1 pseudogene is annotated in these 1,020 nt (G+C 70.3%); it reads right to left on the reverse strand.

Annotated elements, in window-relative coordinates:
* Window positions 1-18: 18 nt before the first annotated feature.
* Window positions 19-1,003 (reverse strand): annotated as a pseudogene (locus tag IH45_RS01000000144815) (IS110 family RNA-guided transposase).
* Window positions 1,004-1,020: the final 17 nt, after the last annotated feature.

The following is a 1,020-nucleotide window of genomic DNA, read 5'->3' on the forward strand; positions in this document are numbered from 1 at the left end:
GGAGTTTCAATGACTGCGTCAAGCTGCCTGCGCGACCGGCGGGGCGAAGGTGAAGACTCTGTTGTCGCGCAGGAGTGCCCACATCACGTCGACTCGTCGGCGAGCCAGGGCGATGATCGCCTGGACGTGCTTGAGCCCCTCGCCGCGCTTCTTGAGGTAGAAGTCCCGGTTGGGTCCCTCGCGGATGATGCTGGTCTGCGCCGACAGGTAGAACACCCGGCGCAGGCGGCGGCTGTAGCGCTTAGGTCGGTGCAGGTTGCCGGTCCGGCGCCCGGAGTCCCGTGGGACGGGCACCAGGCCGGCTGCGGAGGCGAGGTTCCCGGCGTCGGCGAACGACGCGATGTCGCCGGCGGCGACGATGGGCGGCTATGTCTTCGCCAGGCAGCGAGGTGTGCTGGGCCTCGGCGGCCTCCAGGGCGGTGGCGGCCACGGCGTCCGCGCCGCGCACGCTGCGGTGGGCCAGCCAGGCGGTGAGCCGCGCCCGACCACGGCGGCGGATCGGGGCCGGCGTCTGGTAGCCGGTCAGCAGCACCAGTGCGCCCTTGTGCGACGAGTAGTCGAGCCGGTTGATCATCCGCACCCGGTCGGCGACCAGATCGGATCGGTGGGCGGTCAGCAGGGCCAGGTCGGCGACGAGCTGGGCGGGCACCGCAATGGCGGTGAAATCCCGTCGGTGGCGGGCGGTTTCAGCGATGACGTAGGCGTCGCGGGCGTCGGTCTTGGCTTCGCCCCGGTAGGCACCGGACATGCGGTTGACCGTTCTGCCCGGCACGTAGACGGCCTCTTGGCCGTGGGCTGCGAGAAGGGCCAGCAGCAACGCGGAGGCGGTGCCGGAGATGCCCACGGCCCAGCTGACGTCGTCGGCAAGGTCCAGGATCTCGCCAATTGCGGACAGGATCGCGGACTCGTCGTTGTCGATCTTCTTCGACCACACCGTTGCGCCGGTCTCGTCGACGACCGCGGCCCAGTGATGGCCCTTACCTGCGTCGATGCCGGCCCACAGCCGGTCGCGCCGCTGAT

It is taken from the genome of Streptomyces rimosus subsp. rimosus, from assembly GCF_000720725.1.
In the GTDB taxonomy this organism is placed as follows: domain Bacteria; phylum Actinomycetota; class Actinomycetes; order Streptomycetales; family Streptomycetaceae; genus Streptomyces; species Streptomyces rimosus_A.